We start from the raw sequence: 25,047 nt of genomic DNA on the forward strand, positions 1-25,047 counted from the left end.
GCTCTACCTCGGTGGCGCGGCTGAGCCCGCGCACGACCGCCTAGACAGTTCAAACGCCCCACAGCGCCGGCACGGGCTGTGGGGCGTTGTCGTCGCTAACCCCGTTTGCGGCGTGGAAACCGGACGGTGATCGGGCTCGGATCCGACATCGGAATATCGCCGCGCGGCGGCAGCAGCACGCAGGCCGCGGCGAGCGCCACCAGCAGGGCCGAGGCGAGCACGCTCAGCGTGAAGCTCACGGTGCTCATCCCGTCGGGTTGGTGGAAGAGGTGATAGACGACATGCGGCACGCTGAAGAAGAGCCAGCCCAAGCCCGCGATCCGTGCCACGGTGGTGCCGTCGACGACCAGCGCGGCGATCGATACCGCGGTCAAGGCGAGGAAGAACGCGCCGACATCGGCCGCGAGATGATGGTTGTACGGGCCGTCCGCCGCGACCCACCGCATGCCGAAACCGGGAAAGCTGGTGTACCAGGAGTGCGGCGCCACCGTGGCCCACAGTCCGCTGATCGCGCCTTGAACGGCCAGCACCACCAAGACGATTCGAGTCGCCAGCAGGCGGCGGCGATACTGCTCGAACCGCATCCGCACGCGCAGCCCCTCCTGCGTGCCCTCCACCGAAATCCGCATCGGTCTCTCCGTTCCCGCCGAACCGCTCCGATCACGTAGCTGTCACGGTAAAGCCGGTGTTCGGGTCGGGCAAGGGTACTCAGGCCGGCATCGGCGTGGCGTTCGAGGCGACGACCCGATCCGGGTGGGTGTAGACGTTCATCGTGTCGCCGCGCAGGAATCCGACCAGCGTCAGCCCCGCTTCGGCGGCCAGGTCGACCGCGAGCGAACTGGGCGCCGAGACCGCGCCGAGCATCGGAATGCCCGCCATCACCGCCTTCTGCACCAGCTCGAACGAGGCGCGCCCGCTCACGATGAGCACCAGATCGGCTGCGGGGACCCGATTCTGCCGCAGCGCCCAGCCGATCACCTTGTCCACCGCGTTGTGCCTGCCGATGTCCTCGCGCACGGCGAGCACCGTGCCGTCGGCCGCGAACAGGCCCGCCGCGTGCAGCCCACCGGTGGCCTCGAACAGGGATTGCTTGCCGCGCAACGTCTCCGGCATGGCGCCGAGCGTGTGCGGGTCCACCGCGATGCCCTTCTCGGCGATCGGGTAGCGGGTGTTCTTGCGCACCTCGTCCAGGGCGGTCTTTCCGCAGAGCCCGCAGGCGCCGGTGGTCAGGAAGCTGCGGGTCTGCACCGGGACCGGGTTGCGCAGCGTGAGATCGAGGACGTTGTAGGTGTTGCGGCCGTCGTCGTCGGTGCCCGAACAGTAGCGAGCCGCCGTGATGTCCTCGGCGACGCCGATCATGGCCTCGCTCAACAGGAATCCGTGCACCAGGTCCACATCGTTACCCGGCGTGCGCATGGTGACGGTCAGCGACCGGCCGCCGATCCGGATCTCCAGCGGCTCTTCGACGGCCAGGGTGTCGGGGCGCTGGATCTCTCCGGTCGGCGAGATCCGGCGCGTCCGGCGGCGGGCGGTGACTCTACTCATGACTGGCACGCTGCAATCTGATGGTGACCGATTTGGAGACCGGCGTATTCGACCGCGCCGCGACATGGTCCAGCGGCACAAGCGGATTCGTCTCGGGGTAGTAGGCGGCGGCGTTACCGCGCGGGGTCGGATAACCGACCAGGCGGAAACCCTCGACGCGGCGCTCGGTGCCGTCGGTCCACTCCGAGATCACGTCCACCAGTTCGTCTTCGGCGAAGCCGAGCGCCGTGATGTCCTCGGGGTGCACCAGGACCACCTTGCGGCCGCCGTGCACGCCGCGGTAGCGGTCGTCCAAGCCGTAGATGGTGGTGTTGTACTGGTCGTGACTGCGCAGCGTCTGCAGGATCAGTCTGCCCTCCGGGACCGGGGTCCAGGTGAGTTCGTTCACCGCGAAGTTGGCTTTGCCGGTGCTGGTACGGAATTCGCGGCTGTCCCGGGGCGGGTGCGGTAGGACGAAACCGTTACGGGCGCGCACCCTGGCGTTGTAGTCGGCGCAACCGGGAACCACCCGGGAGATCGCGTCGCGGATGGTGTCGTAGTCGCTGCGGAAACGCGCCCACGGCACCGGATGATCCGCGCCGAACAGGGTCAGGGCCAGATCGCAGACGATCGCGACCTCGCTGCGCAGGTGCTTGCTCACCGGATCGAGCCGACCGGTGGACAGATGCACCATCGACATCGAATCCTCCACCGACACTTGCTGTTTCAGGCCGTCACGCAGATCCTTGTCGGTGCGGCCGAGCGTCGGCAGGATCAGCGCGGTCCGGCCGTGTACGACATGGCTGCGGTTGAGTTTGGTGGAAATCTGTACCGTCAGTGCGCAATTGCGCAGGGCGGTCTCGGTCACCTCGGTATCGGGGGTGGCCGAGACGAAATTACCGCCCATCCCGACGAACACCGCGGCGCGACCGTCCCGCATGGCGCGGATGGCGTCGACCGTGTCCCAACCGTGCTTGCGCGGGCTGGTGATGCCGAACTCCCGGTCCAGCGCGTCGAGGAAGGTGTCCGGCATCTTCTCCCAGATGCCCATGGTGCGGTCGCCCTGCACGTTCGAATGTCCGCGCACCGGGCAGACTCCCGCGCCCGGTTTGCCGATCATCCCGCGCAGCAACAGCAGATTCGTCGCCTCCTCGATGGTCGCGACACCGTGCGACTGCTGGGTCAGGCCCATCGCCCAGCAGATGATGACGTTGTTCGCCTCGGCCAGATATTTCGCGGTGCGGTCGATCTCGGCCCGGCTCAGGCCGGTCGCGGCGAGCACAGTATCGAAATCGACGGCGCGGACCTGCTTTTCGTACTCGGCCAGACCCGCACAGTGCGCATCGACGAATTCCCGGTCGACGACGGTGCCCGGAGCGCGATCCTCCGCCTCGAACAACAACCTGCCCAGCGCCTGGAACAGCGCCATGTCACCGCCCAAACGGATCTGCAGGAAGTCGTCGGCGATCGCGACACCGGTGGTGAAACCCTTGACGGTCTGCGGATCCCGGAAACCGAGCAAGCCGGTCTCGGGCAGCGGATTGATCGCGATGATCCTGGCGCCTTCGGATTTCGCGTTCGCCAGCGCGCTCAGCATGCGCGGATGGTTGGTGCCGGGATTCTGCCCGGCGACGATGATCAGGTCCGCCGCGGCGAAATCGTCGATCGACACCGAACCCTTGCCGATACCGATCGAGCTGGACAGCGCGGCGCCCGAGGACTCGTGGCACATATTCGAACAGTCCGGCAGATTGTTCGTGCCGAAGCTGCGGACCAGCAGCTGGTACAGGAACGCGGCCTCGTTGCTGGTGCGACCGGAGGTGTAGAAGACCGCCTCGTCGGGAGAAGCCAAGGCGCCCAGCTGATCCGCGATCAACCGGTAGGCGTCGTCCCACCCGATCCGCGAATAATGAGTGTCGCCGGGGCGCAACACCATCGGATGGGTCAACCGGCCCTGCTGGCCGAGCCAATACCCCGACTTGCCCGCCAGCTCATCGATCGAATGCGCGGCGAAGAACTCCGGCGTGACCGTGCGCAGCGTGGCCTCCTCGGCCACCGCCTTCGCGCCGTTCTCACAGAACTCGGCCGGGCGGCGATGACCCGTCGGCTCCGGCCAGGCGCAGCCGGGGCAGTCGAAGCCGTGCACCTGGTTGACCCGCGCCAAAGTGCGGGCAGTGCGAATCACGCCCATCTCCTCCACCGCGCGGCGCAGCGACACCGCGACCGCGGTGACACCCGCCGCCTGCTCCTTCGGCGCGGAGACGGTGAGCTCGGACTCGTCGATATCCTGGGTCGGCCCGTTACGGTGCATAGTTCGTATTGTCCTCTTCGCAGTGTCTGAGTCGGGCAGGGGACCGGCTACCTCGATGGTATGCACTGGGAACGTCCAGGGGGCGGAACATGCGCCGCGCCCCGGCGCCGCGCCCAGCTGCGCGACAGGCGGCGAGCGGCACGCCGGAGTTGGCTCCGCGTTGGCGCACAGAGCATTACGATGCTAGTGATCCGCACGCATCAGGGGGCGGCCGGACGGACTCCGCCGGCACACCACTTGACCGAAGCGACGGCGGAGGTACGCCTAGCGAGAGCACGGCCGATGGGGACGTTGGCACCAGTCGTTGCGCGTGTCGGTGCACTGTCCCGGCAGGCGCGAACCCGGCATGCGAGACAAGTCGCTGGGCTGGGGGTGCTGTGCGTCGTGGCATTGAGCTGTGGTGCGGCCGTCGGGGGTGAACTCGGGGTCGGTGCGGCGGGGTTCCCCCCGGCTCCGCGTGGTGAGTCGACTGGCGTGCCGGGGCAGGCGATCGCTTGGACCCGCGGCGGTTCGACGGCCATCGAGGTGCCTGAAGAGTTGGCCGACGCGGGACCGGGCGCCGCAGGGCAGACCCTATCCCTATGGGTCGACGGCGGGCGAGACGGGAACTGGCTGGTCGACGGCCGGTCCGCTGAGTACCTGTCGCACCTGTCGCCGAGGACAGACATGGCGGGGCAAGAACTGCGCGCGGATAAGACCGGTGCAGGTGGGCTTCTCTTCGTCCTCGACGGCAAAGGAGTCCTGGACGATGCGGATGGCTCCGGGCTGCCTGATGGGTTGGCTGAGCCGGTGCCGGTCGGGTTGCTGACGAGTCCGAAGGTGGAAGGGGATGGGCCAGCGGCCCTTGTTCCGGCGCAGGTACTCGCGGCTTCGGGCGGTTCGGTCGGGTGGGCGGGGCCCGTGCTGGTGCGGCAGCCGACGACGCCCAAGCCGCCGGCGTCGGATGGGGGTGGGACCAGGGATGGGACGGGAGCGCCTGCTCCGGCGCAGGTTCCGCCGCCGCCTCCTCCTCCACCGCCTCCGCCGCCGCCGCAGCAGCAACCTCCGCCGCAGCAGCCTCCGCCGCCGCCGAATGGTGGGGCGCGGGATGTGCCTGCTCAGCCGGAGGGGAGCGGGACGCGGGATGGGCCGGTGGCGCCGCAACCTCGGCAGCCTGTTCCCTGCGGTGAGGGGGATGGGCCGACGTGTCCTGGACCATCCGGCGATCCGAAACCAGGGGAGCCGCGGCCGGGGCATCCGAGGCCGGACCCCGGGACGCCTAGCGATCCAAAACCCGGTGATCCCAAGCCGGGGGATCCGAAACCGAACGATCCGCAGCCGTGTGATCCGAAGCCCGGAAGTTCGAGGCCGTGCGACCCGCAGCCGTGCGATCCGACGCCGGGTAGTTCCAGGCCGTGCGACCCGCAGCCATGTGACCCTAAGCCGGGTAGTTCGAGGCCGTGTGATCCGCAGCCGTGTGATCCGAGGCCCGGTAGTTCCAGGCCGTGTGATCCGCAGCCGTGTGACCCGAGGCCCGGTAGTTCCAGGCCGTGCGAACCCCCGCCGTGTGATCCCAAACCTGGCAGTCCTGACTCCTGCGATCCCAAGCCGGGCGAGCCCGTGCCGGGTGATCCCAGGCCACCCGACGTTCCGGCACCGCCACCGCCGCGCCCGCCGGATGCGGTTGTGCCGCCGCGGAATCCGGCGCGGGTGCCCACCGTGCTTCCACCGGAGCCGGCACCGCAACCGTTGCCGCGTGAATTCCCTTCTCCTGCTTTGGCTCTCATGCCGACGGCGATCGGTCCCGGTGCCGGGGTCCGGGCGAGTGGGCGCGGTTGCGATCCGCAGGCTCCGGTTCAGGTCGCGATCGGGGACGTGGCCGTGGGTAAGACCGTGGCGGGACCGGACGGCGCGTTCGAAGTGCCGTTGACCACCGGCACTGTCGAGGTGGGCAGGCATGAGGTGACGGCGAAATGCGGACGGACGCTGACCGCTCCGCTGGACGTGGTGCTGGTCAGCAGCATCGGTTCCGGCACCGGCACTGTGACGGTGATCCTGTTCTTCCTTCTGTTCGGCAGCTGGTACTACGGCCATCGGCTGGTTTCGCATCTACCGGCACGGAGGGGCGAATGAGCGGTCTGCGCCGCGGCATCGGAGCTGTGCTCGGGCCGATGCTGCTGCTGACTGTGCTGTGGGGTCCTGCGGCACCGGCGACGGCGCGTCCGGACGGGGTCGACATGTCCGCCAATGTCGACGGACGCGATATCGCGGACACTTCCGTCGATGACCCGTTGCGGCTCGAGCCGGGCAGCACCGTCCGGGTCTCGATCGAACTGTCCAACAAGACAGGCGCGCCGGTCGAGATCCGGCACGTGGATCTGGCCGGGCAGGTGCTCGGGCTGAGCTTCTTCTCCTATTCCACCGCCGTCGAATTGACCATCCCGCCGGGCGGGGCCGAATCGCTGCGATATCGGCTGGAGTTGCGTGGGCTGGAGGGGCAGGCGGTCGGGTTCCTCGGCGGCGAGCTCGCGGTGTACGGCGCGGACAGCGCGAAGGTGGCGGCCATCCCGTTGATCACCGATGTGCGCGGGTCGCTGTGGTCGGTCTACGGGTTGTTCGGGATCGCGCTCGCGGTCCTCACCGCACTGGCGATCGCGGATGCGGCGCTGGCCGTTGCGCGCCATCGGCTTTCGGCAAATCGCTGGCAGCGCGGGTTGCGTTTGCTCGCCCCTGGGCTCGGGATCGGGCTGGTGTTCGCGTTCACCGCGTCGGTCGCCCGGTGGTGGGTGCCGGACACCAGCCTGTGGCTGGCCTTCGCCGGTGTCACCGCCGCCGTCGCGTTCCTGCTCGGCTACGCGTCACCGACGCCGGAACCGGATGAGGCAGCAGACGACGAGCCGGACGAGGCTGCGGAGCTGGACGAGTTCGCTGAGGTGGACACGCAACGGTTCCCGCCCGAGAGGCCCGGGTTGTGACCGAGCAGGGGGAGCGGCTGCGGGAGGCGTTGCCTGCCTACGACATCGGCGCGGAACTCGGCCGAGGCGGGTGCGGTGTGGTGCTCGCGGGGACCCACCGCAGGCTGCGCAGACCGGTGGCGATCAAACAGATTCCGGCGCAGTTCGTGCACGACGAACGGGTCCGGCGCCGGTTCGTCGCCGAGGCCAGGGTGCTCGCCGCCATCGATCATCCGCATGTGGTGCGGGTTTTCGACTACCTGGAGCACGAGGAGTTGTGCCTGCTGGTGATGGAGTACCTGCCGGGCGGCACGGTGGGCGAGCGGTTCGCCACGGACGGTTACGATTTCGCGAGCGCCGTCGCGATCGCGCTGTCCTGCGCGGCCGGATTGACGGCCGCGCACCGGCATCGGGTGCTGCACCGCGACGTCAAACCGGCGAATCTGATGTTCGCGGCGGGCGGTGCGATCAAACTGACCGACTTCGGCATCGCCAAGATCGTCGGCGGTGACGAGACTTTGGTGACCAAAGCGGGCGACATCATCGGCACCCCTTCCTATATCGCACCGGAACAGGCTCGCGGACAACCACTCTCACCGGCCACCGACGTGTACGCCTTGGCCACGATGCTCTATCAGCTGCTGTCGGGTGTGCTGCCGTTCCCGCCGGGTGAGGGACCGCTGGCCATGCTGTTCGCGCACGCCTTCGACGAGCCGATCCCGCTCGGTGAGGTCGCGCCGAGCGTGCCGGAACCCATTGCCGCCGTCGTGATGCGCGGTCTCGCCACCGATCCCGCCCAACGTTTCGACACCGCCGAATCCTTCGGCGTCGCCCTCGCCCGCCCGGCTGTCCACTGCTGGGGCCAGAATTGGCTCGCCCCCGTCGGCATCCCGGTAATCGGCGCCGACACCATAGTCGCCGCCGCGACCGGCAGCAGCCGCCCCCAACCGCCCTATCACCCCGGAACCCCACCCACGCCCAGCCGCGTTCACACTTCCGAAACCCCTCCTGCCCCGCTTCCGCCCGAGGCATACCACACCCCGCCCCCGTTCCGTCCCGTCGCACAGGACCGTAACCGTGCCACGGACGAAACGCTCCCCTCCGCACGGATAGCCGAGCACACACCGCGCCCCGACCCCCGAGATCCAACCGGCCCCAACCGGCCACCTGCTCCGGAGCCCGCCAAAACCCTACCGCCGCAAGCCGATACCACGGCGCTTCCGCGCCGGCCGGAGTCCACACCGCCGCCGAGAGCACCATCCTGGCTTCCGCGCGGTACCGCCCCGCCTACTGTTCAGTGGTATCCGGCGGGCGGGGTTCGGCCTGGTGCCGGGTCGCGGTCCGGGTATCCGGAGGGAGTAGGGCCTTTTGCCGGGCAGCGGGTTTCGGGGTCGGCGACGACCAGGGTGCGGCCGCGGGGTGCGGCACCGGCGCGCGGGGCTCGGTTGGTGGAGCTGGATCGGCGGGATCTGCGGCCGATCCAGCAGGTGGTCACGCTAGCCTCGCCGCGGGTGCCGCTCGTGATCGGTTTGGCGCTCACGGTGGTGGCGGTGGTGCTGGGGCTGGTGGGGAGCGGGCCCTCGGTCGGTGGCGATCTCGCGCCCGGCGCGGTGCTGCTCGGAGGTGCGGATCCGGCCGCGGGTCCGATCGAGATCGATCTGACGAAGCCGACTCCGTTGCAGGCCAACAATATTGATACCGATTCGGCCGTGTTGAAGGTGACGTTGCTCGGGGTGCCGCTCGGCGGGGACACCGTGCCTTTCGTGCCGGGCGATCGGAATGCCTCGCTTCCCGCGCCCGTCAACGAGCACGTCATGGCGGGCACGCTGACCGGTGAGTTGGTGCTACTGCGCAACGGTGCGGAAATCGCCACGCAGCGCGTCGAACTCCGCACAGTCCAGCGCTCGACCACTACGGCGACCGCGGGATGTGTTGTCCTGCTGGCACTCTTCGCGTTCGCCTACCTGGAATCCAACATGCGTCGTTTGCGCAGTGGCCGTGGCGGATTCGCCAATATCCTCGGACTGTCGGTCAGCGCCGCGCTGCTCGCGGTCGCGTTGCTCGGCGCGCGATGGGTCCTGCTCGCCGCACCGCCGACCGTCTTCACCGCCGCATGTTGCACTGCCACGGCGGCTGCGGCGGGCGCCGCCGTATCTGTCGCGGCTCGTCGAATCGGCAAGCGCCGCCGATACCTTCGTCGTGCTCGCCGTCGGACGTCGTGAAGTACGACTGATCTCACGGGCGAGGCCAGCGCTCGACGACCTGGACCATCTGCTTGCCGAGATAGTCCAGGTACCGGCTGATCTCGGTCAAGCGGGCACCGGCCCCCGTTGTCGCGCCCAGTATTTCGGCACCGCGGCGCGCCGCCTCGACCCGTACCTCGGCGGCGCGGGCCAGGTTCAGCGTGGTGCGGTACCAGGTTTCGTCGTCGATGTAGTAACGGTCGCGACGGCGGGCGTCACGTTCCCGGCGAATCAGATCCCGCTGCTCCAGCGCGGCGACGGCGGTGGAGATGGACGCCGGGCTGACTTCGAGCCAGCGCGCCAGCTCGGCAGCGGTGCGACTGCCGGAATCGGTGAGGTGCAGGCAGGTCATCACCCGCGCCTGCATCCGAGGCATCCCGTCGTAGACGAACAACTCGGTGAACTGCGCCGCGAACTCGCGTACCGCCGCGCTGTAGACCGTGAATTCCGCTGCGGCCGAATCCGATTGCGTGGCCACCGGCGCTTTGCCACGTCGGGCGCGCGCCGCGGTGGCCCGGTGTGCGCGTTCGGCGCGATAGCGACCGGGCCCGCCGTTGCGGTTCACCTCCCGGCTGATGGTCGAGGACGGTCGTTCGAGCCGGCGTGCGATCTGCGCGTAGCCGAGTCCGGCGGACAGCCCGTCCGCGATGCATTCCCGCTCGTGCAGGGTGAGCCTGCCTCCTGGCATCGGTGCGGTCCTCCTTCGATCGCAGTGGCGTGCGTTCAGCGCCAACTCATTGCACGAAACGGCTGTTCGGGCATCTTCAGCGGCAAGGTCATTGCATCATAAAAAGGGATTTTACCTGCAATAATGGTGAGTATAAGTGCATTCTCCGTTGAGCATTGGCTGAACGCTATCTACGTTCCGTTCATCGTTGCTTCCCCGCACCAGAAGGAAATCGATGACCGAGCTGACCGCCGTTTTCGCGATACCCACCGACCGTCCTGCCGGTTGTCCTTTCGATCCTCCCGTCGAGCTGCGGGCGCTTCGGTCGCGGAATCCACTGACCCGCATGGTGTTTCCGGACGGCCACCACGGCTGGTTGGCCACCGGATACGCCACCGTGCGCGCCATCCTGGCCGATCCGCGTTTCAGTGCGCGCGCGGAGCTCGCGCATTCCCCGATCGTGGACCTCGGCCCGCTGCCCCCGGCGCCGCCCGGCGACTTCCTCAACCTCGACGCCCCCGAGCACACCCGCTATCGAAAGCTGTTGGCCGGCAAGTTCACCGTGCGACGGATGCAACTGCTCACCGCGCACGTCGCGCAGGTCAGCGCCGAATGCCTGGACGCCATGGAAACGAGCGGTGGCCCACTGGATCTGCTGACAGCGTTCGCGTATCCGATTCCGGCGCTGGTGATCTGCGAACTGCTCGGCGTGCCGGACCGCGACCGGCCTCGGTTCCAGCAGTTGGTGGCCGATCTCGTCACCAAGATGAACGATCCGAACATTCCCCTCGAGCAGGGGTTGGCCGTCTTCGAGGAGGCGCGGCATTACATGCGACGCTTGGTCGCCGACAAACGCAACGCACCCACCGACGATCTGCTCAGCGAGCTGACTGCCGCCGACTTCGACGAGGACGAACTCACCGGCGTCGCGGTGCTCCTGCTGATCGGCGGATTCGACACCACCGCGAACATGCTGGCGCTCGGCACTTTCGCGCTCCTACGCCACTCCGAGCAATCGGCCGCCCTGCGCGCCGACCCCGGCCTCGCCGATCGTGCGGTCGAAGAGTTGATGCGATACCTGACCCTCGCGCACACCCTCACCCGCTCGGCCCTGCAGGATGTCGAGGTCGATGGAACGATCATCAAAGCCGGTGAAACAGTCGCCCTTTCGGCTCACGCCGCCAACCGCGACCCGGTTCGCTTCCCGGACCCCGACACCCTCGATCTGCGGCGCAACGCCACCGGCCACCTGGGTTTCGGCCATGGCGTCCACCAGTGCCTCGGTCAGCAGCTGGCCCGAGTCGAACTCCGCACCGCCTTGCCCGCACTGTTGTCACGCTTCCCAACCCTGCGCCTCGCCGTCCCGGCCGACGAGGTTCCCCTGCGGCCCGAGGGCCTCGGTACCTATGGCGTCCAGCAACTCCCGGTGACCTGGTAGCGGGCTGGTCTGAGTCGGACGCATGATCACCAGGTAATCCTGGCGGCATCGCCCGACTTGCCCTCCGCCACCATTACTTGGTGATCAAGCGTCCACCGGGAATCGCCGATGACGGGGCGCGGGAAGCTCAGGGAGTCGGGTGGTCGTCGGGTCGGTAGGTGAGGACGCGGTCGCTGATGCGGACGCTCCAGCCGGGGCGAAGTTCGGTGGGGGAGGTGGTGATTCGGGTCCACTGGTCGGTGCCGGGTGGCGCGATGAAGGTGCCGGAGGTGGCGGTGGCGTCGCGGACGAAGACCTTGCCGTCATCGACCGAGACGTAGGCGTGCACCCGCGAGACATGACGGTCACGTTGAATCACGATTGGTGCAGCGGTGGCGGCACGCACCGCGTCGTCGGCTTGGGGACCGCGCCCGATCACGTAGGGACGATCGAGCGGATACGCGGTGCCGTTCTCCAGGATCAACGCGCCGACCGCCCGATCCAGCACCGGTCGCATCACCCGCAGTCCACGATTGTCCGAAGGGCGATGCAGCGCAACAGGTTCCGGCCAGCCACCCGGCTGTCGCGCCTGCGACCAGGCCAGCGGCCGATCCGCAGCAGCCTTGTTCCCGATCGGTGGCCGTGGGCGGGGCAGTGGGCGTCCCGGGCGTCGCGGGTACGCGGCCGAAGCGCCTGGTGCTGCGCCCGAAGCGCCGTGTGACGCCCCTGACGCGCCTGGTGTCGCGCCTGACCGGCCAGGTGTCGGGTCCGACGCGCCTGGTGTGGCGCCCGAGCCGCCTGGTGTCGCGTCCGACGCGCCAGGTGTCGCGCCTGACGTGTCTGGTGTGGCGCCCGAGCCGCCTGGTGTCGCGCCCGACGCGCCAGGTGTCGCGCCTGACGCGCCTGGCGTGGCGACCGAACCACCTGGTGTCGCGCCCGCCCGGCCAGCTGTCTTAAGCGGTGCGTCTGCGTCCGGCGAAGTTCCTCGCGCCGCAGCGGCGTTCGATGACGAGCCCACCGTTGATCGATCGGCTTTCCGTGAGGATGCCTCGGCGTGCACGCCGGTGGACGAGTACGTGGCGGAAGACGGTGCGACTGTATCGGATTCGCCGGTCGGCTCCGGCGTCGCGCCGAAACCCGAAGCGGCCGTGGCCTCGAGCTCGTCTGTGGAAATGGTGGGCCGCGCCCCGGCTGAGCCCCTCGCGCTGGGGCTCCCCGCCTTCTTCGTCGACGAGGCCGACTGTCGCTTCGCTGCAGCTGTCCCTTTCGACCCGGCCCCAGCTGCCTCCGTGCTGGAGTCCGAGGCGGCGGCGAAGCCTGCGGCGGCCGTCGGGTCGAGTGGGATGTCCGCCGAATTGTCTTCTGCCGCAGCAGGTTGCTTCGAAGACCCGCGCTGAACTGCGGCGGCGCGAGGGTCCTTCCCGGCAGCGTCTGTTGCCGAAGCCGCGGTGATACCCGCAGCCGCGGTCGGCTCCGGCTCGACCATCGGGGTGCGGCGGCCCGCACCTTTCGATGCGGAACTTGCCGACGAACGTCCTGCGGCTACCGCGTCAGAGCGTTGGGCCGACGAGCCGGACGCACCGTTAGAGGCCGCGGTCGCGGTGTCCAGTTGTTGCGTGTTGGAGACGCCAGGGGCGGCACCCTGTTCTCGTGCGCTGTTCGACGAGACGGCGCGAGATCGGTTCGCGTTGGCGCGAGTGTCGGAGGCACCCGACGTGGTTGTGGGGCCGCGTTCGTTGGTCGGAGTGGCGGCGCGCGGATCGTTTGTGTTGGCGTGGGGAACCGCTGAGGCGGTGGCTTGGGGTGCGGGGCGGGTGCGCGCGCGGTGGGCGGTGAGGTCTACGGCGGGGGGTGGGGTTTCGGCGGGGCGGCGCGGGGTTTTGGTGGCGCGACGGAGTGCGGCATTCAGGACGAAACCACCGCCGGGGGCGATGCCGGCGCGGAGGTCGGTGCGGGGCAACGCTTTCAGGGCGGCGGTGCCGGCCGCGCCGATGGTGATGCGGCGGAACGGTTCGCGGACGATCTCGTCGACCCAGGTGAAGGCGCGGGTGCCGTCGAGGCGCCGGGTGCCTTCGGCGCCGTTGATCTCGGCGAACACCGGTCCACGCAGCAGGATGAGGGTGCCGTCGTCGGCGGGCGCGACCACGCCGAAGTGTTGCGGTTCGGCGGTGCCCGCGAAAACCACGGCCGCGAGACGCTGGGCCAGGGCCGCGCCGGGATGGTCGAACTCCGCGACCGCCTCGATCGTGCCGAGAATTCGCTCGGTGGAAGCGGTTTCACCCGACAGGTAGACGACAATGCCACCGAAGCGCGCGACCAGGCCGTTGCCCGGCGCGATACCAACGGTGGACGGTTTGCTGCGCACCCGCGCCCTCCTTCCCGGCGCACTACCGACATTCGAAGCCAGCATAGAGCGTGAACCTGAGGCAAACCGGTGCCTTGAACTGTGCGGGATCACCACCCTCCCGCCGTCTCACCCCACCCCGGATTAATCTTCTGCGGCCGAATTCGACACCCCCGGTACACATCTGACCCCCGCCCGCGCAACCGCCCGACCAGCGACAACTTGATCATCCACGCTATTCACCCGCCCACTCCACTGTGGCCACCATCTCCTCCGCAACCACCCCGCCCACTTCCCGAACACGCCAACTGCCGCACATGGGCGACCTGCGCGACACCGATCAAATGCACCCGAGCGTGCACAGCGCTTCTCGGTCACGGCGACGAGGCGCTCGATGACTTCGCCTACCGTGACCGGGCCTCGCGGGGTCGCCCACGAGACTGCCCAGCTTCCCCGGCTCGCCACGATGATCACGAAGACCGCGCGGCGACCGGATCGGTCCTGGCGGAATGTGGCGGTGGCGGATGTTGCCGAAGGGGGCGGACCTGAAGACCGGCGTCGTTCAGCTCCGGAATTCGTCGGCGTGCTCCTGCAACCACGTGGTGAAGGTGCGGGCTGGTTGGCCGGTGAGGGTGGTGACAGTGTCGGTGAGCGGGGTCGGGACGCCGTCGTGGCGACGCCAGTGCTCGAGCAGGCCGTCTGCGACGAAACCGGGCATATGAGGTGCCATCTGTTCCTTCCATTCCGCGGGGCTGACTTCGGCGATCGGGACGGGACGGCCGATGACCGAGGCGACGCGGTCGAGTTGCTCGCGGAAGGTCAGCGCTTCGGGGCCGGTCAGACTGTGTTGGCCGCCACGGTGTTTCGGCGCGGTGAGTACGGCGTGGGCGCAGGCGGCGATATCGCGTTCGTGGATCGGCTCGGTGTAGGCGTTCGGGTAGGGGAGGCTGACGGGCTGTCCGGCCTTGATCGGTCCGGCCCAGAACCGTGCGTTGCCCGCGAAGGTGCCGGGGCGCAGCACGGTGACGGTCATCGGTGCGTCGGCGAGTCCGATCTCGGTGTCCAGGTGTGCTTTTCCGATCGGGTTGTTCGCCGCGTCGGGGCTGAGCACCGAGGCCGACGAGAGCAGCACGATGTGCTCTACGCCGGCTTCGGTTGCGGCGGAGACGAATTCGGTGACCGCCGCGGACTCGGCGTAGAGGAACACCGCGTCGACGCCGGACAGTGCGGCGGGAAATGTCTGCGGGTCGGTCAGGTCGCAGGCGATGCCGGGGACATCGGCGGGCAACTCCAATTCTTCGGGTCGCCGTGAGCCGACTCGGACGGCATGGCCGTCGGCGCGCAGCAGATCCAGCAGATGGGTGCCGACCGCGCCGCGGCCGCCGGTGATGAGAAACATGGGAAGTCCTTGGTGAGTAGCGCAGTGACCGCGCTCGCCGATCGGGGCAACGATGGATCCGGGCGAGACGGCTGACGAACGTTGTTCGTTCGAGCGAAACGGTACGAGACGAACGTCGTTCGTGTCAAACGCTGTTCGTTATGCCGTATGCTCGCCTCATGAACGAAGCGCCTGTGAGCCGTCGAGCGCGCCCGGCCAAGGCGCCGCTGAGCCGTGAGGTGATCATCGAGACCGGGCTGCGCATCCTGGACCAGGACGGCCTCGCCGCCTTGACCATGCGCCGGGTGGCCCAGGATCTCGACACCGGCGCGGCTTCGCTGTACGTCTACATCGCCAATCGCGACGACCTGATGGCCGCGATGCTCGATCACGTGCTCGGCATGATCGAGCAACCGGCCGGCGGCACCTGGCGCGAACGACTCGTCGCGCTGGTGCACTCGGCGATCGCGGTGATGAGCAGGCACGAGGGAGTCGCGCTGGTCGCGCTCGGCGCCATCCCCACCGGCGAGAACGCGCTGGCGCTGGTCGATCGCATGCTCGCGCTGCTCGCCGAGGGCGGCGTGGCCGAGCAGACCAACTCCTGGGCGGTGGACCTGCTGTTCCTCTACATCACCGCGGCCGCCGCCGAGCAGAGCGCCTACAACACCAAAGGCATGCGCGCCGAACAGCACATCGCGGAGGTCACCGCGCGCTATGCCGCGCTCCCCGCGGACCGCTATCCGATGGTCGTGTCGATGCGCGAATCCTTGACCTCCGGCGACGGCGACGCCCGCGCCCAGTGGGCACTTCGGGTGCTCATCGACGGCATTCTCGGCACGCCGGTCACCTGGACCCGATAATGGGTGCGTGTCTGTGATCCGTCCGGCGACCGAGGATGACCTGCCTGCCCTTCAGCAAATCGAGATCGCGGCGGGAAAACCGTTCGCCGAAATCGGGATGACCGCTGTCGCGGAAGACGACCCGCCCGCACTGGAGATACTGCGCGAGGCCCAGCAGGCCGGGCGCGTCTGGGTGTGGACCGACGACGCCGACCCGCCGATCGGCTACCTGATGGCCGAGCTGGTGGACGGCGACGTGCACATCGACCAGGTCTCGGTACACCCCGACCATCGCGGCAGGCGGATCGGCAAACAGTTGATCGACCACGCCGTCCGCTGGGCGAAAGCCCGAGGGACGCAGGCGATGACGCTCACCACGTTCACCGAGGTGGCCTGGAACGGGCCGTACTACGAGCGGATCGGGTTCCGCTACCTCCCCGACGAGGAGCAGACGCCCGGCCTGCACGCGATCCGCGACGCGGAAGCCGCGCACGGCCTGGACGACTGGCCCCGGGCCTGCATGCGCGCGGACCTCGACGCCTGGTCGTTCGACGAAACCGCCTCGGGCAGTTGAGCTGTCGCTGACCTGCGGTGTTCGTGGGCGGGTCGGGCCGGGGGCGGGTGGACGCGCCCGGCCCGCATGGCCGACCATGGGGTCATGTCGCTCAGCATGCAAGAGGCCGATTTGTTCGAGGGTTACCGGGGCCGCCTGGAGGCGATCGCCTACCGGCTCCTCGGGTCGGCCGGTGATGCCGAGGACGCGGTGCAGGATGTGTACCTGCGCTGGCACGCGGCGGACCGGACACTGATCGAGACGCCCGTGGCCTGGCTGACGAAGGTGCTCACCAACATCTGCCTGAACCAGCTGACCTCGGCCCGGGCGCGCCGGGAAACCTATGTGGGACAGTGGCTTCCGGAACCCGTGCTGGCCGGCGACCGGATCCTGGGTCCGGCCGACACCGCCGAGCAGCGCGAGTCCGTCTCGATCGCGATGCTCACCCTGATGGAGCGGCTCTCGCCCAACGAGCGGGTCGTGTACGTGCTGCGCGAGGCCTTCGGGTACTCCCATCGCGAGATCGCCGAGCTGCTCGACCGCACCGAAGCGAACTGTCAGCAGATCTATCGACGCGCCAAACAGCACCTCAGCGACGAGCGGGCCCGCGCCGAGATCGATGCGGTCGCGGCACGCAAGGTCGTCGAGGAATTCCTCGCCGCCGCGCTCAGCGGCGATACCGACGCGCTGATCCGGCTGCTCACCGCCGACGCGGTCAGCGTGGCCGACGGCGGCGGCCGGGTGCGGGCCAGGAAGACTCCGGTGCTGGGCGCGCTCCAGATCGCGCGTTACCTGCGTGGACTGTTCCGGCGGAGCGAGAGCAAACGCGCGATGATCGGCGGCACCCCGGCCTTCTACGCCGTCGTCGCCAACGGCGCGCCCGCGCTGCTCGTGGAGGTCGACGAACAGGTGATCGGTGTTTTCTGCCTCGACGCGACCCCCGACGGCGTCGCGCGAATCCATATCCAGGTCAACCCCGAGAAGCTGACCCACCTGGCGCGGGTATGGGCGGACAGCGAACAGCCGCAGCCGCTCGACTGGACATGGTGACCTAGCTCTCGTTCGCTACCTGTCAGGGATTGTGCGGCTGTCCGGTTCAGGAGGTGAGCACAACCCAGATAGGAGCGAGCCATGAAGCATCGCATTGTCGTCCTCGGAGCCGGATACGCCGGAGCCAACACCGCCGGCCGCCTCGCCAAGCGGCTGCACGGTGACGACGTCGAGATCACCCTGGTCAACGCCGACACCGAATTCGTCGAGCGGATCCGCTTGCACCAGCTCGCGAGCGGACAGGACCTGCCGTCGCGTCCGTTGCGCGCGGTCTTCGCGGGCACCGGGGTGCAGGTTCGTACCGCCTGGGTGACCGCGGTGGACGTCGATCGCAAGACCGTCGACCTGGTCGGCGAGCACGGCGACGACACCCTCGGCTACGACACCCTCGTGTACGCGCTCGGGAGCACCACCACCGATCACGGCGTACCCGGAGTCGCCGACCATGCTTACGACATCGCGGGGAAGCAAGCCGCGTCGCGGCTGCGGACTCGATTGGCCGAGCTGGCGCCCGGTGCGTCGGTGTTGATCGTCGGCGGTGGCCTGACCGGTATCGAAGCGGCCACCGAGATCGCCGAGGCGTATCCCGAACTGGCCGTGGCGATCGCCGCCCGCGGCGGTGTCGGCGACTGGCTCAGCGCGAAGGCGCAGCGGCACCTGGACCGCGTGTTCGATCGGCTCGGCATCACCGTGCACGAAAACGCCGACGTCGCACGCGTCGAAGCGAACGCCGTAATCACCGCCGCCGGGGAACTTCCGGCCGAAGTGACCGTGTGGACCGCCGGATTCACCGTGCACCCGATCGCGGCCGCCACCACCCTGGAGGTGTCCGAGACCGGGCGGATCGTCGTCGATGCCGGGATGCGCTCGGTCTCGCACCCCGACGTGTACGCGGTCGGTGACGCCGCGATCGCCGCCGGAGTGGGCGGCAAACCGCTGCGGATGGCTTGCGCCACAGCGACTCCCATGGCGTGGCTGGCCGCCGACGTTCTCGCCGCGCGGCTGACCGGACGTAAAGTGCCGGAGACCACGATCGGTTACGCGTTGCAATGCGTCAGCCTCGGCCGCCGCGACGCGATCGTCCAGCGGGTGACACCCGCCGACGAGGTCACCTCCACCGTCCTCACCGGTCGGATCGGTGCCCGCATCAAGGAACTGATCTGCGCGAGCACCGCCTGGAGCATCTCGCACCCGACGATGATGATGCCCACCCGTCGCCGGCACATCGTCGCCGGTGGGGTGGAGACCCCCGTTCGCGCTGTGTGACCGAAATTGGTTGGGCGGAGCGGATATTCAGACGCTGCAGCTGACGAGGTCACGTTGTCGGCTGCAGCGACTGGCCGGTGACTGCGCCCGGCGTGCGGCCGGTGACTGCGCCCGGCGTCTGGCCGGTGACTGCGCCCGGTGTGCGGCCAGTGACCGCGCCTGGCGTCCGCGCCCGGAGCCCTTGTCTCGTAGCAGCGTCCGTCCGCGACGGCCGTGGGCGATCCGCTCCCGAGCGGCACAGGAGTGGTTCCCGCACGGGTTCTGTGTTCGCGCACGCGCTGTGGCCTGCCATAGCGCGTGCGACACCGCAGAAGGGGTGCGACACCGCAGAAGGGGTGCGACCCGGGTGGGTGCGGGATCCGAGGCCGCGTGCAGCACGGTCGCCTGTGGCCTTTCAGGTGGCGGGGGCCAGGGCTGCGGCGGCGGCAGGGGTGGCGGCTGTGCGGTCGGCGGGCACGAGGCCGATGCGGGTGCGACGGTCGAGTAGATCGTCGGGGGTGAGGGCGCCCTCGTGGGTGACCGCGAAAGCGAATTCGGCTGCGGTGACGTCGATTCCCGGCGCGATGGGGTCGGCGAGAGCCGGGTTGGACTGTGCGGCAGCGAGAATGGTCGCGGCCTCGCTGCCGTAGCGATCGATCAGGGTGGGTGGTGCGTCGATACGATCGCGTTCCGCGCCGGATACCGCGCCCACCAACGGAAGTCGACGGGTGCGGCAGGGTCCGGCGGACAGTGCGGCGCGGGAAACCGCGGCGTCGACGGCGTCCTCGGCCATGCGGCGGTAGGTGGTCAACTTGCCGCCGACGATGGTGACGACACCGGTCGGCGAGGTCAATACCGCGTGCTTGCGGGAGATGTCGGCGGTGCTGTCGTCGGCGGTTTTCAGCAGCGGGCGCAGGCCCGCGTAGCTGCCTCGGATATCGGCCCGCTTCAACGGTTCCCGCAGCGCGGTGTTGATCGTGTCGAGCAGGAAGCCGATCTCGGCCTCGGTGGGTTTCGGTTCGTCGGGCACCGGGCCGGGCGCGTCCTCATCGGTCAGGCCGAGGTACACCCGGCCGTGCGCGGCGGGGAAGGCGAAGACGAATCGGCTGGTACTGCCGGGCACCGGCACGGTCAGCGATGCGGTGAGGCCCCCGAACGCGGCGGCGTCGAACACCAGGTGTGTGCCGCGGCTCGGGCGCAGCTCGATACTGGGGTCGACCTCGTCGGCCCAGACGCCGGTCGCGTTCACCACCGCGCGGGCCCGCACGGTCATGCTCTCGCCGCTGAGCGTGTCCCGTAACGTGGCCGAATCTCCGGTCACATCAAGAGCTTCCACACGCGTCAGCACGCTCGCACCCTCCGCGGCCGCGGTGCGCGCCAGCGCGACCACCAGGCGGGCATCGTCGACGAGCTGTCCGTCCCAGGCTTGCAGCCCGCCGCGCAAGCCCGCGCGGCGAACCGTCGGCGCGAGACGTAGCGCCTCGGCCGCGGCGACTCGGCGGGACCGGGGCAGGATCGATGCGGGGGTGCCCGCCCCGCGACGCAACAGATCGCCCGCCGCGAAACCCGCTCGGACGAGCGCGCTCTGCGCCGCGCCGATACCGGGCAGCAGCGGGACGAGCTGGGGGAGCGGTCGCACGAGATGCGGTGCGGTGGTGCGGATCAGGATGCCGCGCTCGACGGCGCTCTCGTGCGCGATGCCGACCTGACCGCTGGCGAGGTAACGCAACCCGCCGTGCACGAGCTTGGAACTCCAGCGGCTGGTGCCGAACGCGAGATCGTGTCGCTCGACCAGCACGGTACGCAGCCCGCGCGCGGCCGCGTCCAGCGCCGCGCCCGCACCGGTGACCCCGCCGCCGATGATCAGCAGATCGATCTGTGCACCGTCGCCGAGCTGTCGCAGCTCGCGGGTGCGCCGGTCCGCGTTGAGGGCCGAATCTCCGGTAACCACCGAATTCCTGGTCATCGCACTACCTTTCCGATATCGATGGCATCGCCTGCGCGACGCCCGGCACTCGTCTGCGGCAACACCCGAACCGAGTAAGACGCCGCATGAATCGCGCCGAGGGACAACCCCGAACCGCGTGGGGGCCAACTCGAACCGCGTGGGGGCGTGACCCGAACCGCGTGGGGACAACTTGAACCGTGTGGGGGGAATCCGAACAGCGTGGGGCGTAACCCGAGCCGGGTGGGGCCACCACCTGAACTGCGCAGGGGGGCGACCTGAACTGCGTGGGGCAACCCGAACCGCGCGGGAGCCAACCTGAACCGCGCGGGGCGACCGGAGTCGCGCGGAGCGTAGCCCGAGCCACGTCCGGGGCAGCCCGAACCGCGTAGGGCGTGACCCGAACGGCGTGGGGGACAACCTGAACCGCGTGGGGCAGCCCGAACCGCGTAGGGCGTGACCCGAACCGCGTGGGGACAGCCCGAGCCGCGCCCAGGGCAACCCCAACCGCTTGGGGCATCGCCCGAACCGTGTTCACCGGGACGCGCCCGGAACGAGATAGCCGTCGATCGCGTGGCGCAGTTCGGCGTCGAGTTCCGTGCCGCGCAGCACCGGCGCGACCGTGCCGGCGGATTGCACGGCGGACTGTGCGATCAGCAACAGCATGGTGGCCAGATGTTCCGGATCGCCCGCGCGAATCGAGCCGTCCTGCTGGCCTTCTCGGATCCCGGCCGCGAACAGCTCGATCAGCGCGCGCTGGTTGCGGCCCAGCCGGCCGAACACGTAGGTGAGCATCAGGTCGGTGTCGGTGCGGAAGATCTTGCCGAACAACGAGTTCGAGCGCACGGTCGCGGCGCCGGCGACGATGCCCTCGACCAAGCGGGCCCGCCCGGTGCCCGCGCGCGGCATGGAGTCGGTGACGATCGCGCGCAGCTCACGCACCAGCAGCTCGGCTACCAGCGCGCCGGTGTCCGGCCACCGGCGGTAGACGGTCGGCCGGCTGACTCCGGCCCGCCGCGCCACCTCGGTGAGGGTGGTGCGCCGCACGCCGAATTCCTCGACGCAACGGCGCGCGGCCTCGAAGATCGCGAGGTCGATCGCGGAAGGTGCGGTGTCGGCGGACTCGTCCGGAGCGGTCAAGGTGTCACCTCGGGTCGGCAGCTCATCGTTACTACTTGACATTCTATGTCAAACTGTAACGCATGGTCGAGACGCAGAAGCACACCGGCGAGGAACCGACTCCCGCGCAGAACTCGGGCGTAACCGAGGCCGCGGCGGGTATGGTCTGGGATGCCTGGGGCATTCCCGCCGGACACAAGCCGCTGTCGGCACAGATCCGGAACCTCTTGACGCAGGTGTTCGGAGTGTCCGGCGACCCGGTGGCGCGCCGCGATGAGGGCGATGTGCTGCTCCGCGAGTCGGCGCTCACGCCGGACCAGCGAGACGGGTTGGCCGGGGTGGTCGGCGCGGACAACGTGTCGGCCGACCACCGCGACCGGTTGCGGCACGCGGGCGGCAAGAGCACCTTCGACCTGCTGCGCCGTCGTGCCGAAGAGCCGCAGGACGCGCCCGACGCCATCGTCGCTCCCGCCGACCATGCGCAGGTCCTGGCCGTGCTGGCCTACTGCGCCGAGCAGGGGATCGCCGTGGTGCCGTTCGGCGGCGGAACGAGTGTGGTGGGCGGCGTCGACCCGGTCCGCGGTCGTTTCGACGCGGTGATCGCGATCGACCTGCGCAGGCTCGATACCGTCACCGACGTCGACCCGATCAGCGGCCTGGTGACCCTCGGCGCTGGGCTCACCGGTCCGCGCACGGAGCAATTACTTGCCGCGCAAGGGCTTTCGCTCGGCCACTTTCCGCAGAGCTTCGAGTTCGCCACCATCGGCGGTTTCGCGGCGACCCGGTCCTCCGGTCAGGCGTCCGCGGGGTACGGCCGCTTCGACGACATGGTGCAGCGACTGAAGATCGCGACCCCCAGCGGCACAGTGGAACTCGGCCGCGCGCCGGCGTCCGCGGCGGGCCCGGATCTGCGTGAGCTGTTCGTCGGTTCCGAAGGCGCACTCGGCGTGATCACCGAGGTGACGGTGCGGGTGCATCCGGTGCCGGAAACCGTTGCCTACCAAGCCTGGTCTTTCCCCGACTTCGAAACCGGCACCGCCGCACTGCGTTCGGTGGTGCAGGCAGGGGCGGCGCCGACCGTGCTGCGCCTGTCCGACGAGGCCGAAACCGGCATCAACCTCGCGCGCGCGGGCGATATCGGCGGCAATGCCGTCACCGGCTGCCTGGCCATCACCACGTTCGAAGGCAGCGCGGCGCATGTCGCGGCGCGCAGTGCCGAGGCGGGGGCGTTGCTGGCCGCGGCGGGCGGCACCGATCTCGGCGAAACTCCGGCCCGGGAATGGGAACACGGCCGCTTCGGCGCGCCGTATATGCGTGACGCGCTGCTCGATGTCGGCGTGCTGTGCGAAACCCTGGAGACCGCGACGATCTGGTCGAATGTGCCGGTGCTCAAGGCGAAGGTCACCGCGGCGCTCACCGACTCGCTCGCCGGTCAGGGCACCCCGCCGCTGGTCATGTGCCACATCTCGCACACCTACCCCACGGGTGCCTCGCTGTACTTCACCATCGTCGCCAAGCAGCTCGACGATCCGATCGCCCAGTGGCACCTCGCGAAACAGGCGGTCGGCGACGCGATCGTGGCCGCGGGCGGCACCATCACCCATCACCATGCGGTCGGCACCGATCATCGGCCTTGGCTGCCCGCCGAGATCGGCGAGCTCGGGGTGCGCGTGCTGCGCGCGGTGAAAGCCGAACTGGACCCCGCGGGCATCCTCAATCCTGGAAAGCTGGTTCCGTGACACAGGATTCATCCCGCAGCGGGCTTTCGGTCACCGTGGTGACCAATCCGCGATCCGGGCACGGCAAGGGCCACGACGTCGCGGATGCGGCTTTGGCACGGCTGCGTGCGCGTGGCGTCGAGATCACCGAGGTGCGGGCGCCCTCCGCCGCCGAATCGGTACGGCAGGTTCGGGATTCGATCGAACGGGACCGCCCGGACGCGGTGGTCTGCATCGGCGGCGACGGTCTGGTCAACGTGATCCTCGCGGCCGTCGCCGAATCGGGTGTGCCGCTCGGCATGATCCCGGCGGGCACCGGCAACGATCTCGCCAGGGAGCTCGGCATCCCGACCGAGGATCCGGTGGCCGCGGCCGATGTCGTGCTCGATGGGCGCGAGCGCGCCATCGACCTCGGCAGGATCGACGCGCCGGTACCAGGTTCGGCGCCGACCTGGTTCGCCACCGTGTCCGGCACCGGGTTCGACGCCAGGGTCAGCCTGCGCGCGAACCGGATGAGCTGGCCGAAAGGGCGCATGCGCTACACCGCGGCGGCACTGGCCGAGATCTCGCGCCTGTTCCCGGTGCCCTACCGGGTGGCGTTGACCGGCGCGGTCACCGACGGACTGACCAACCCCGGCGGCGGCTCGAACCTGGAGATCGACGCGGTGATGGTCGCGATCGGCAACACCCGCACCTACGGCGGCGGCATGCTGATCTGCCCGGACGCGGAAATGGACGACGGGCTGCTCGATCTGACGGTCGTCGGCGCGCTGTCGCGCCGCGAGATGCTGCGGCTGCTGCCCGCGCTGTCGGCGGGCAAGCGGCAGATCCACCCGAAGGTCACCCAGTATCGCGCCGCGGAGATCACGCTCACCGCGCCCGACACCCCGGCCACGGCCGACGGCGAACCGGCGGGCGCGCTGCCGATCACGGTGCGCGCCGTGCGCGGCGCGCTCACCGTGCTGGTGCCGTGAGCGCGTAATCCGCTACGCGGCGAAGGTGACTCGGCGCATCCGGTTGATGTTGCGCCGGTCGACGATCACCAGCGACTCCGGCGCGGGCCGCATGGTCTGCCCGGAGCGCAGCCGGTTCATCAGCTGGCGCCAGCGAAAGCAGTGCAGCACGAACGTCATTCGGTTGGATCGTCGGCCCCGGGCGTGCTGACCGGCCTTGGCCACGGTGGCGGGCACGTCGAGCAGGATGACGTGCAGCTCGCGGCCGTATCCGGCGGCCCAGAACGAGATCACCCGCCGCGCCCACCCGACGGTGGCGCAGTCGTGGATCACCACCGGACCGTCCGTATCGCGCAGTGCCGCATGGATTCCGGCGAAATGTGCGACGTGCACCACCGGCCGCCACAGTGCGTAGGGCAGCCAGCCGAGCCGGTGCCGCAACCGATTGCGGACCTGTAGCGAATCGAGCACCACCGAACCTTCGGGTCCACCGGACGGCTGCTCGGCGTCGGTGTCGGTGCCGAAGAAACGGCGCAGCACGGTGCTCTTTCCCGCGCCCGGCAAACCCGCGACGACCAGGGCGGCGGTTGCGGGGTACTGCAATTCATCGATGGAACGACCCCGCAGGTCGTGCACCGCGTCGGGGGCGAAGACGGGCGGCACCACCTCGGTGGCGAGCAGGTCCACGGGCGGCCAGTCGGCCTCGGCGGGTCGCGCGGCTTCGGCGAGGGGGAGCACGGCCTCGTCGGCGTACGTGTCGAGCGGGGGCTTCACCTCTTCCAGCGTCCCCAATCGTCTTCGGCGTCGC

20 protein-coding genes are annotated in these 25,047 nt (G+C 69.4%); 11 read left to right on the forward strand and 9 right to left on the reverse strand.

Annotated features, from left to right (window positions below; genetic code table 11):
• Nucleotides 1-95 precede the first annotated feature (95 nt).
• The 3 genes from O3I_RS09010 to O3I_RS09020 all read right to left on the reverse strand — a co-directional run bounded on the left by O3I_RS09010 (nt 96) and on the right by O3I_RS09020 (nt 3,835).
• Entirely contained in the window at nt 96-629 is a 534-nt protein-coding gene (locus tag O3I_RS09010; protein WP_014982596.1) for a hypothetical protein, read from the reverse strand.
• Between the two features lie 79 nt (nt 630-708).
• Nucleotides 709-1,545: a formate dehydrogenase accessory sulfurtransferase FdhD gene (gene fdhD, locus O3I_RS09015; RefSeq protein WP_014982597.1), complete on the reverse strand. Its 837-nt coding sequence runs from the start codon at nt 1,543-1,545 to the stop codon at nt 709-711.
• Nucleotides 1,538-3,835, reverse strand: a complete 2,298-nt coding sequence (locus O3I_RS09020; RefSeq protein WP_014982598.1) for an FdhF/YdeP family oxidoreductase — start codon at nt 3,833-3,835, stop codon at nt 1,538-1,540. Before O3I_RS09020 ends, fdhD begins: the two co-directional genes overlap by 8 nt.
• 1,764 nt (nt 3,836-5,599) lie before the next feature.
• Between O3I_RS09020 and O3I_RS42490 the strand changes: the two genes are divergently transcribed.
• From O3I_RS42490 to O3I_RS46235, 3 genes are read left to right on the forward strand one after another with little or no spacing between them, the layout of a single operon-like run.
• Entirely contained in the window at nt 5,600-5,947 is a 348-nt protein-coding gene (locus O3I_RS42490) for a hypothetical protein (RefSeq protein ID WP_014982599.1), read from the forward strand.
• Nucleotides 5,944-6,789, forward strand: a complete 846-nt coding sequence (locus tag O3I_RS09030) for a hypothetical protein (protein ID WP_014982600.1) — start codon at nt 5,944-5,946, stop codon at nt 6,787-6,789. The genes O3I_RS42490 and O3I_RS09030 overlap by 4 nt, the downstream gene beginning before the upstream one ends.
• Nucleotides 6,786-8,990 carry a serine/threonine-protein kinase gene (locus O3I_RS46235; protein WP_014982601.1) on the forward strand — a complete coding sequence of 735 codons (2,205 nt, stop codon included), beginning with the start codon at nt 6,786-6,788 and terminating at the stop codon, nt 8,988-8,990. The genes O3I_RS09030 and O3I_RS46235 overlap by 4 nt, the downstream gene beginning before the upstream one ends.
• A gap of 13 nt (nt 8,991-9,003) precedes the next feature.
• Here O3I_RS46235 and O3I_RS09045 read toward each other — a convergent pair whose 3' ends face one another.
• Entirely contained in the window at nt 9,004-9,699 is a 696-nt protein-coding gene (locus O3I_RS09045; RefSeq protein ID WP_014982602.1) for a GbsR/MarR family transcriptional regulator, read from the reverse strand.
• Nucleotides 9,700-9,913: 214 nt separating this feature from the next.
• Here O3I_RS09045 and O3I_RS09050 point away from each other — a divergent pair, with 214 nt between their 5' ends.
• Entirely contained in the window at nt 9,914-11,116 is a 1,203-nt protein-coding gene (locus tag O3I_RS09050) for a cytochrome P450 (protein WP_014982603.1), read from the forward strand.
• Between the two features lie 127 nt (nt 11,117-11,243).
• On the opposite strand, the gene O3I_RS44430 is transcribed toward O3I_RS09050, so the two are convergent.
• Entirely contained in the window at nt 11,244-11,612 is a 369-nt protein-coding gene (locus O3I_RS44430; RefSeq protein WP_014982604.1) for an FHA domain-containing protein, read from the reverse strand.
• A 1,308-nt stretch (nt 11,613-12,920) separates the two neighbouring features.
• Here O3I_RS44430 and O3I_RS44445 point away from each other — a divergent pair.
• Nucleotides 12,921-13,514, forward strand: coding sequence for a hypothetical protein (locus tag O3I_RS44445; protein WP_014982607.1), 594 nt, complete (start codon nt 12,921-12,923; stop codon nt 13,512-13,514).
• Nucleotides 13,515-14,001: 487 nt separating this feature from the next.
• Here O3I_RS44445 and O3I_RS09075 read toward each other — a convergent pair whose 3' ends face one another.
• A complete protein-coding gene (locus O3I_RS09075) occupies nt 14,002-14,838 on the reverse strand; it encodes an SDR family oxidoreductase (protein ID WP_014982608.1) in 837 nt (278 codons plus the stop codon).
• Nucleotides 14,839-14,996: 158 nt separating this feature from the next.
• Between O3I_RS09075 and O3I_RS09080 the strand changes: the two genes are divergently transcribed.
• The 4 genes from O3I_RS09080 to O3I_RS09095 all read left to right on the forward strand — a co-directional run bounded on the left by O3I_RS09080 (nt 14,997) and on the right by O3I_RS09095 (nt 18,525).
• Complete coding sequence (locus O3I_RS09080; protein WP_014982609.1) at nt 14,997-15,677, forward strand: TetR/AcrR family transcriptional regulator; 681 nt, start codon at nt 14,997-14,999, stop codon at nt 15,675-15,677.
• Between the two features lie 7 nt (nt 15,678-15,684).
• Nucleotides 15,685-16,230: a GNAT family N-acetyltransferase gene (locus O3I_RS09085; RefSeq protein ID WP_237748273.1), complete on the forward strand. Its 546-nt coding sequence runs from the start codon at nt 15,685-15,687 to the stop codon at nt 16,228-16,230.
• Between the two features lie 84 nt (nt 16,231-16,314).
• Nucleotides 16,315-17,259 (forward strand): RNA polymerase sigma-70 factor, encoded by a 945-nt coding sequence (locus O3I_RS09090; RefSeq protein WP_014982611.1) that lies wholly within the window; start codon nt 16,315-16,317, stop codon nt 17,257-17,259.
• Nucleotides 17,260-17,340: 81 nt separating this feature from the next.
• Nucleotides 17,341-18,525, forward strand: coding sequence for an NAD(P)/FAD-dependent oxidoreductase (locus O3I_RS09095; RefSeq protein WP_014982612.1), 1,185 nt, complete (start codon nt 17,341-17,343; stop codon nt 18,523-18,525).
• A gap of 394 nt (nt 18,526-18,919) precedes the next feature.
• Here the strand turns inward: O3I_RS09095 and O3I_RS09100 are convergent, their stop codons facing one another.
• Both O3I_RS09100 and O3I_RS09105 read right to left on the reverse strand, forming a co-directional pair.
• Nucleotides 18,920-20,470 carry a glycerol-3-phosphate dehydrogenase/oxidase gene (locus O3I_RS09100; RefSeq protein ID WP_014982613.1) on the reverse strand — a complete coding sequence of 517 codons (1,551 nt, stop codon included), beginning with the start codon at nt 20,468-20,470 and terminating at the stop codon, nt 18,920-18,922.
• Nucleotides 20,471-20,983: 513 nt separating this feature from the next.
• The gene (locus O3I_RS09105; protein ID WP_081593932.1) at nt 20,984-21,631 is read right to left on the reverse strand and encodes a TetR/AcrR family transcriptional regulator; all 648 of its coding nucleotides are present in this window, start codon (nt 21,629-21,631) and stop codon (nt 20,984-20,986) included.
• Nucleotides 21,632-21,729: 98 nt separating this feature from the next.
• Here O3I_RS09105 and O3I_RS09110 point away from each other — a divergent pair, with 98 nt between their 5' ends.
• Both O3I_RS09110 and O3I_RS09115 read left to right on the forward strand, forming a co-directional pair.
• Nucleotides 21,730-23,307, forward strand: a complete 1,578-nt coding sequence (locus O3I_RS09110) for an FAD-binding oxidoreductase (protein WP_041563564.1) — start codon at nt 21,730-21,732, stop codon at nt 23,305-23,307.
• Nucleotides 23,304-24,260 (forward strand): diacylglycerol kinase, encoded by a 957-nt coding sequence (locus tag O3I_RS09115; protein ID WP_014982616.1) that lies wholly within the window; start codon nt 23,304-23,306, stop codon nt 24,258-24,260. Before O3I_RS09110 ends, O3I_RS09115 begins: the two co-directional genes overlap by 4 nt.
• Before the next feature lie 12 nt (nt 24,261-24,272).
• Here the strand turns inward: O3I_RS09115 and O3I_RS09120 are convergent, their stop codons facing one another.
• Entirely contained in the window at nt 24,273-25,013 is a 741-nt protein-coding gene (locus O3I_RS09120; RefSeq protein WP_014982617.1) for an AAA family ATPase, read from the reverse strand.
• Nucleotides 25,014-25,047 lie beyond the last annotated feature (34 nt).

It is taken from the genome of Nocardia brasiliensis ATCC 700358, assembly GCF_000250675.2.
Classification (GTDB): Bacteria; Actinomycetota; Actinomycetes; order Mycobacteriales; family Mycobacteriaceae; genus Nocardia; species Nocardia brasiliensis_B.

Coding starts and splice junctions, on each gene's coding strand:
- O3I_RS09010 (WP_014982596.1), bottom strand. CDS start 629: ATGCGGATTTCGGTGGAGGGCACGCAGGAGGGGCTGCGCGTGCGGATG.
- fdhD (WP_014982597.1), bottom strand. CDS start 1,545: ATGAGTAGAGTCACCGCCCGCCGCCGGACGCGCCGGATCTCGCCGACC.
- O3I_RS09020 (WP_014982598.1), bottom strand. CDS start 3,835: ATGCACCGTAACGGGCCGACCCAGGATATCGACGAGTCCGAGCTCACC.
- O3I_RS42490 (WP_014982599.1), top strand. CDS start 5,600: ATGCCGACGGCGATCGGTCCCGGTGCCGGGGTCCGGGCGAGTGGGCGC.
- O3I_RS09030 (WP_014982600.1), top strand. CDS start 5,944: ATGAGCGGTCTGCGCCGCGGCATCGGAGCTGTGCTCGGGCCGATGCTG.
- O3I_RS09045 (WP_014982602.1), bottom strand. CDS start 9,699: ATGCCAGGAGGCAGGCTCACCCTGCACGAGCGGGAATGCATCGCGGAC.
- O3I_RS09050 (WP_014982603.1), top strand. CDS start 9,914: ATGACCGAGCTGACCGCCGTTTTCGCGATACCCACCGACCGTCCTGCC.
- O3I_RS44430 (WP_014982604.1), bottom strand. CDS start 11,612: ATGCGACCGGTGCTGGATCGGGCGGTCGGCGCGTTGATCCTGGAGAAC.
- O3I_RS09075 (WP_014982608.1), bottom strand. CDS start 14,838: ATGTTTCTCATCACCGGCGGCCGCGGCGCGGTCGGCACCCATCTGCTG.
- O3I_RS09080 (WP_014982609.1), top strand. CDS start 14,997: ATGAACGAAGCGCCTGTGAGCCGTCGAGCGCGCCCGGCCAAGGCGCCG.
- O3I_RS09090 (WP_014982611.1), top strand. CDS start 16,315: ATGTCGCTCAGCATGCAAGAGGCCGATTTGTTCGAGGGTTACCGGGGC.
- O3I_RS09095 (WP_014982612.1), top strand. CDS start 17,341: ATGAAGCATCGCATTGTCGTCCTCGGAGCCGGATACGCCGGAGCCAAC.
- O3I_RS09100 (WP_014982613.1), bottom strand. CDS start 20,470: ATGACCAGGAATTCGGTGGTTACCGGAGATTCGGCCCTCAACGCGGAC.
- O3I_RS09105 (WP_081593932.1), bottom strand. CDS start 21,631: ATGTCAAGTAGTAACGATGAGCTGCCGACCCGAGGTGACACCTTGACC.
- O3I_RS09110 (WP_041563564.1), top strand. CDS start 21,730: ATGGTCTGGGATGCCTGGGGCATTCCCGCCGGACACAAGCCGCTGTCG.